The sequence below is a fragment of the Arthrobacter sp. CAL618 genome, from assembly GCF_000468215.1.
In the GTDB taxonomy this organism is placed as follows: domain Bacteria; phylum Actinomycetota; class Actinomycetes; order Actinomycetales; family Micrococcaceae; genus Arthrobacter_D.
On sequence record NZ_ASZW01000174.1, the window covers coordinates 2,470 to 9,351 of the forward strand.

Consider the following 6,882-nt stretch of genomic DNA (forward strand, 5'->3'; position numbering starts at 1 on the left):
CGAGGTGGCTGTCTTCCCGCCGTTCACCGATCTGCGCGGGGTGCAGACCCTGGTCCGCGGCGACGACCTGCAAACCGTCTACGGTGGCCAGGACCTTTCCCCCCACGATTCCGGTGCCTACACTGGGGACATTTCCGGGCAGTTCCTGGAGAAGCTCGGCTGCACGTACGTCCTCGTGGGACACTCAGAGCGCCGGGCCATCCACCAGGAGAGCGATGAGCTGCTCAACAGCAAGGTGAAGGCGGCCTTCAGGCACAACCTCACCCCAATCCTGTGCGCCGGCGAAGGGCTTGAAGTCCGACAGGCCGGGAATCACGTGGAACACACCCTCAGCCAGCTGCGCGCCGGAATCGATGGGCTCACGGCGGAGCAGGTTGGCCAGCTGGTAGTCGCCTACGAACCAGTCTGGGCCATCGGCACCGGGGAAGTTGCCGGACCTGACGATGCGCAGGAGATGTGCGCCGCGCTGCGAGCCGAACTGGGCTCACTTTATGACGCCGAGACGGCGGGGAAGGTCCGGATGCTCTACGGCGGATCGGTCAAGGCCGCCAACGCCGGGGCCATCCTGAAGGGCAAGGACGTCGACGGCTTGCTGGTCGGTGGTGCCAGTCTGGACGCCGCCGAGTTTGCTAGTATTGTCAGGTTCGAACATCTCCTGGTCACTGACTAAGACCGCTTCGACCCGAGACTGCGCCCGGCGCAGGTCGACTACGCACGTCAGTTACCCCTGAAAGGCCACTGTGGACATTCTCCGAATCATTTTGTTGGTTCTCCTTGCCATCTCAAGCGCCCTGCTTGTCCTGCTCATCCTGCTGCACAAGGGTCGTGGGGGTGGCATGTCCGACATGTTCGGCGGCGGTATGACCACCAGCATGGGATCATCGGGCGTGGCGGAACGCAACCTCAACCGGTTCACCGTGGCGCTGGGACTAACCTGGGGCGTCGTCATCGTGGCGCTCGGCCTGATTCAGCGCTTCGCCGAGTAGCTAGCCTTCCACCGCTGACCGGTCCACAGGTCAGCCCAACAGTATTGTGAATTCCCGCGTTAGCCGCCATACCCAGAGTTGAGCTTTGGGCGTAGACTGGCCCCGTTGTCGGAGCCTAGTCCAGGAGCAATCCATGGTTAACGCGGGAAACGCATTTAAAGGCACACGGATCGGAACTGAGTCATACGGGGGGATGGCCGGCTGGCAGGCCGAATCCGGAAGACGGCCTGCAGTGGTGGACCACACCGTGGTCAGCTATTGGTGTGTCGAGAACCACGAAACAAGACCGACCTTCGCGAAGCTGCACGACGACGAGATTCCCGAGGTTTGGGAATGCGGTCGCTGTGGGCGCGCGGCGGGCAGGCTGCCGGGGGTGGAACCGCTGGTGGACGGGGTAGAGCCGTACAAGAGCCACCTCCAATACGCCAAGGAGCGGCGCACCGAAGAGGAAGCAGCGAACGTCCTTGAGCAGGCGTTGCGCAACCTCAGGTCCCGCAGGGTTGGCCTGCGGGGCGGTCTGGCAACCTAAGCGGCACGCTTCTAGTCGACACGGTCCTAGTCGACACTGTCCTCGTCGTTGCCGTTCTAGTCGGCACTGTCTTCGTCGTTGCCGTTCTAGTCGACACTGTCCTCGTCGTCGGGGTCGTTGCTTTCAATGAGCCGATCAGGCAGCTGCGCTGCGGCTTCCTGATCGATCAGCCAGAGTGTCTTACGCCGCCCCCGGGCTCCGGACGCGGGAACCTGTGCGGGGCCCGCGCCGGCCAGTGCGAGTCCCACAGCGCCAGCCTTGTCCTGGCCACCCGCAGCAATCCAGACCTCCTCGGCCGAATTGACCGCCTCAAGGGTTAGCGACATCCTCAGTGCCGGCGGTTTAGGTGCGTCAGCGACACCCACAACGGTCTGCTCCTTGGTGCGGATTCCGGGCATTTCAGGGAACAGCGACGCGATGTGAGCGTCCGGGCCCACGCCGAGGAGCAGCACATCGAACCGGGGGAGCCGGCCATCCTGGCCGTCGGCGTCGCCCGCCTGGTCCTGTTCAGCCGCTGCGGCGTCGAGTAGCCGAGTCGCATAGTCGGCTGCAGCCGCATCCTGATCGGGGAAATCATCGCTGGAGCCGAACTCATGAATCTGGGATTCGGCGAGGCCCAGCTTACCCAGCAGCGCCTGCCGCGCCTGTACCGCGTTGCGGTCCGGGTCCGAGGCACTGAGGAACCGTTCGTCTCCCCACCAGAAATCGACCCTGCTCCAATCCACCGCCGAGCACGCCGGTGACGCAGCGACCGCGGCAAGTGTCGCAGTACCGAGGGACCCACCGGTCAGCACGACGGTGGCGGAGCCGCGTTCGTTCTGGACGTCAACCAGTCTGGTGATCAGACGGGCGGCAACGGTGGCCGCGAGCAGGGTTGAATCGGGGTGGATACTTACTTTGGGGTCAGCGTTCACTGGGACGCACACTCCTTAGGTTGGTCCGTGCGAGCCCCTCCGTGATGACCTCGCCGAATACCTCATCCGGGTCGAGTCGGCGGAGCTCTTCTGCGAGACAGTCTTGCAGGCTGCGCCGCGGCAACGAAATCCGCTGCACGGGCTGGCCTGGTTGGTACAGTTCAGCAATTGCGGCGTGGGGCCGGTTCAGTTCGACGTCCCCGGCGGGCCGGGAGAGCCTTACCCGGCGGAGTCCGGTCCCGGCGGGCCCCGCAGCGATGGTCACGGGGGAGTCGAGCGCCAGGGTGAGCCATGCCGCGAGGAGCACCGTGCTCGGCGAATCCTCCGCCCCCTCCACCGTGACGGCCGTGATGGGGGAGGCATCCAGCTGGTCGAGGACTGCCGCGAGCTGGATTCGCCAGTTGGTGAGCCGGGTCCAGGCCAGATCGGTGTCACCCGCCGTATAGGTTTCACGGATGGTTGACAGTGCGCCCACCGGATCTGGCTCATTGGCCGAATCCGTAATCCGGCGATGGGCGATGCTCCCGATCGAGGTGCGGGCCGCGTCGGCCGGAGCACCATGCGGCCACCAGGCCACGATGGGGGCGTCGGGCAGGAGCAGCGCTGAGACGAGGGACTCGTTTTCCTCGGCGAGTTGCCCATACCCCTTGAGGACGATCACCTCGGAGGCGCCCGCGTCCCCGCCCACCCGGATCTGGGCGTCGAGTCGGGTCGCTTCGGCAGCGGATCCGAGGGCGAGCACGATGATCCGGCAAGGGTGTTCCCGGCTGGCCAGGTTCGCGGCGAGGATCGCATCCTCCTCGTTACCGGAGCTGGTCACCACCACCAGAGTGAGGACCCGGCCCAGGGCAACGACCCCGCCCTTGTCCCGCAGGGTCATGATCTCCTTGGACACTTTCGACGTGGTGGTGTCCGGCAGTTCAACGATCATGGCCTGCGCCACGTCCTTCCATCACGCGCGAGGAGCTCGTCAGCTGACGCTGGGCCCCAACTTCCCGGGACATACTTTTCCGGCTGGTCCCCAAGGGCCGCCCAGTACTCCTCGAACGGGTCGAGGATCTTCCAGGACAGTTCGACTTCTTCGTGCCGCGGGAACAGAGGTGGCTCACCCAGCAGAACATCGAGGATGAGCCGCTCGTAGGCTTCAGGACTGGATTCGGTGAAGGAGTGGCCATAGCCAAAGTCCATCGTGACGTCCCTGACCTCCATTTGGGTGCCCGGCACCTTGGAGCCAAACCTGATCGTGGCGCCCTCATCCGGTTGCACCCTGATCACCACGGCGTTCTGGCCAAAGTCATCCTCGGCGTGGTCCCTGAACAGCAGGTTCGGTGCGCGCTTAAAGACGACGGCGATCTCGGTCACCCGGCGTCCCAGGCGCTTACCGGCGCGGAGGTAGAACGGTACGCCGCTCCACCTCCGGGTGTGAATGTCCAGCCGGATGGCCGCAAAACTTTCGGAAGTGGAGTGCTTCGGAATGCCCTCCTCCTCCAGGAAACCCTTGACCTGCTCCCCGCCCTGCCAGCCGGCGTCGTACTGACCGCGCGCCGAGGACCCAGACAGGTCGTCCGGCAACTTGACGGCTGCGAGGACCTTTTCCTTTTCGGCCCGCAGGTCATTGGCGTTGAAGGAAATCGGTTCTTCCATCGCGGTGAGCGCCAACAGCTGCAACAGGTGGTTCTGGATGACGTCGCGGGCCGCCCCGACGCCGTCGTAATACCCGGCCCGGCTGCCGATGCCAATATCCTCGGCCATGGTGATCTGCACGTGGTCAACATATTTGGCGTTCCACAACGGTTCGAAGAGCTGGTTGGCGAACCGGAGAGCAAGGATGTTCTGGACCGTCTCCTTGCCAAGGTAATGGTCAATCCTGAACACGGCGTCCGGTGGGAACACCTGCTCAACAACCCTATTCAGCTCACGGGCCGACTGCAGGTTGTGGCCGAACGGCTTCTCGATCACCACCCGCCGCCACTGTCCCTCGCCGGGCTGCGCCAGGCCGTGCTCGGAGAGCTTCTGGCACACCAGCTCGAAGTCCTTCGGGGGGATGGACAGGTAGAACGCATGGTTGCCGCGGGTGCCGCGACTGGAGTCCAGTTCGGCCAGGGTCACTTCGAGGCGGCCGAAGGCGTCGTCGTCGTCGAAATTGCCCTGCACAAACCTGATGCCGGCCGAGAGCTGTTCCCAGACCGTCTCATCGAACGGGGTGCGCGAATACTGGGTGACGGCTTCCCGCACCTCCTCAATGAACCGCTCATCGTCCCACTCCCTGCGGCCGAACCCGATGAGGGCGAAACTGGGGGGTAGCAAGCCACGGTTGGCAAGATCGTAGATCGCCGGCATGAGCTTTTTACGGGCGAGGTCGCCGGTAACGCCGAAAAGCACCAGGGCGGATGGTCCGGCGATGCGGTTCAACCGCCGGTCGCGGGGATCCCGCAGCGGGTTAGCCGGCCGGGCCTCTGCAGAATCGTGCACTATGCGGTACCGCTTTCAGTGGTTGCCCGCTGGCCGGCAGCCCCGCCCGAAAGGTGGGTAATCACCTGGCTGAGCTGTTCAAGGCCCGCGGCGCGGTCAGCGAGATGGAGACGAAGGACGGGACGTCCCTTGCCGGCGAGAACCTGGGCGTCGCCCGTTGCCTGGGCGGTGATCAGTTCCCCGAAGGTGAACGGACGGTCCGGGATGGCCAGATCCTCGGCTGCTGCACCGGTAATGGACAGGAAAACGCCCTGTGCCGGGCCGCCCTTGTGGAACTGACCGGTGGAATGCAGGAAACGCGGGCCCCAGCCGAACGTGACCGGTCGGGAGGTGAGCGAGGCCAGCGGTGACCTGATGCCCTCCAACGAGGCCTGCTCGGACCGGTCCAGGTAAGCCTGGACCGACAGGTAGCCGTCCGGCGCCAGGCTGGAGAAGAGGCGCTGCAACGCATCACCGAGGGTGCTTGCCTCACCCAGCAGACCACTGTCGGCGCGAATCTCGACTGCGCCGTCCACGAAGTTGGCCGGCGCAGTTTCGGGCTGTTCGTCGAGCAACCCCCGCGCCGCAACCTTCGCCGCCTCAACATCGGGCTGGTCGAAGGGGTTGATGCCCAACAGTCGCCCTGCCACTGCTGTAGCGAACTCCCACACGAGAAGCTGGCTGCCGAGGCTCCCGCTCACGGTCACCTGGTTCCCAACCGGCTCCACGTCGGCGTCGGGCGCGGTCAGGCGGACGGTGAGGACGTCGTCGGCGGCGGTAACAATCTCCGGAGCACCCTCCTCGGCGACGACGGGGAGCACCCCGGTGCCGAGCTTGCCGGTGGATTCCGCGATCAGCTGCTCGGCCCAGTCGGCCAGACCGGGAATGCCTGACGCCTCATCGGCGAAGACGATCTTGTCCCGCAACGGGTTGGTGGCGCCCAACACCGCGCCTAGCCGCAACCCAATGTTGGTCGGGTCGTCGTCGCCCAGGAACTCGGCGGTTTCCTCGGCTGCGTCGAGGAGGGCGTCGAGGTCGACGCCGGCTAGGCCCGATGGCACCAGACCGAAAGCGGTGAGCGCCGAATACCTGCCGCCAACATTCGGGTTGGCGTTGAAGACCGCGCGGTAGCCGGCCTCGCGGGCTGAACCGTCCAGCGGTGATCCCGGGTCGGTCACGATAACCACCCGGGTGAGCGGATCAATGCCGGCGGCAGTGAACGCTGCCTCGAAGATCCTCCGCTGCGAGTCAGTTTCGACGGTTGAACCCGACTTGGACGACACCACGACAGCCGTCTCGGCCAACCGGTCCTCCACCGTCCGGCGCACCTGATCCGGGTCGGTTGAGTCGAGCACTGTCAGCTCCACACCGGCGGTCCGGGTGATCACCTCGGGGGCGAGGGAGGATCCGCCCATCCCGCACAGGACGATCCGGCTGACACCCTCGGCGTGCAGGGTGGCCCGCAGTTCCATGATGCCCGGGACGAGGCCGCGGGAAGCCTCGACAAGGTCAACCCAGCCCAGCCTGACGGCCGCTTCCGACTCGGCGTCGTGACCCCACAGGGTGGGGTCCTTCGCCATCAGTCGTGATGCCACCTGATCCTCGACGAGGGTGCCGGTAACACGGTCAATCGCTTCGAGTGCAGCGCCAGCCGCTGCGAGCGTCATGGAACTCATTGTCATTAACCCCTTGCCGTATCCAGTGCGGTCTGAACTGTTTCGAGTAGCTCGTTCCAGCTGGTCACAAACTTCTCGAGGCCTTCGACCTCGAGCTGCTCAACTACCTCAAGATAGGAGATCCCGATGTTTTCGAGGCTGTTCAGCACTGAGTTGGCGTCGTCGTACGTTCCGGTGATCGTATCGCCGGTGATCACCCCGTGGTCCGCCGTCGCCTCAAGCGTCTTTTCGGGCATGGTGTTGACGACGCCGGGTGCCACCAGTTCGGTGACGTACAGGGTGTCAGGTAGTGCCGGGTCCTTGACCCCGGTGGATGCCCACAGGGG

General features: G+C 65.0%; 7 protein-coding genes and 1 pseudogene (1 of these 8 only partly in view). 3 read left to right on the forward strand and 5 right to left on the reverse strand.

The window, feature by feature from the left end:
* From tpiA to K728_RS0110920, 3 genes and pseudogenes are all read left to right on the forward strand, one after another.
* A pseudogene (gene tpiA / locus K728_RS19175) lies at positions 1-670 on the forward strand (triose-phosphate isomerase) (it extends 150 nt beyond the left edge of the window).
* Between the two features lie 70 nt (positions 671-740).
* Positions 741-986 carry a preprotein translocase subunit SecG gene (gene secG, locus K728_RS0110915; protein ID WP_019483794.1) on the forward strand — a complete coding sequence of 82 codons (246 nt, stop codon included), beginning with the start codon at positions 741-743 and terminating at the stop codon, positions 984-986.
* A gap of 133 nt (positions 987-1,119) precedes the next feature.
* Positions 1,120-1,515 (forward strand): RNA polymerase-binding protein RbpA, encoded by a 396-nt coding sequence (locus K728_RS0110920; protein ID WP_024476730.1) that lies wholly within the window; start codon positions 1,120-1,122, stop codon positions 1,513-1,515.
* Between the two features lie 86 nt (positions 1,516-1,601).
* Here the strand turns inward: K728_RS0110920 and pgl are convergent, their stop codons facing one another.
* From pgl to K728_RS19180, 5 genes are all read right to left on the reverse strand, one after another.
* Positions 1,602-2,429, reverse strand: coding sequence for a 6-phosphogluconolactonase (pgl, locus tag K728_RS0110925; protein ID WP_024476731.1), 828 nt, complete (start codon positions 2,427-2,429; stop codon positions 1,602-1,604).
* Positions 2,419-3,360 (reverse strand): glucose-6-phosphate dehydrogenase assembly protein OpcA, encoded by a 942-nt coding sequence (locus K728_RS0110930; protein ID WP_024476732.1) that lies wholly within the window; start codon positions 3,358-3,360, stop codon positions 2,419-2,421. Before K728_RS0110930 ends, pgl begins: the two co-directional genes overlap by 11 nt.
* Complete coding sequence (zwf, locus tag K728_RS0110935) at positions 3,357-4,901, reverse strand: glucose-6-phosphate dehydrogenase (RefSeq protein WP_019483798.1); 1,545 nt, start codon at positions 4,899-4,901, stop codon at positions 3,357-3,359. The genes K728_RS0110930 and zwf overlap by 4 nt, the downstream gene beginning before the upstream one ends.
* A complete protein-coding gene (locus tag K728_RS0110940; protein ID WP_024476733.1) occupies positions 4,901-6,556 on the reverse strand; it encodes a glucose-6-phosphate isomerase in 1,656 nt (551 codons plus the stop codon). The genes zwf and K728_RS0110940 overlap by 1 nt, the downstream gene beginning before the upstream one ends.
* 5 nt (positions 6,557-6,561) lie before the next feature.
* On the reverse strand, positions 6,562-6,882 hold a 321-nt coding region (locus tag K728_RS19180), incomplete at its 5' end, for a transaldolase family protein (protein WP_035747840.1).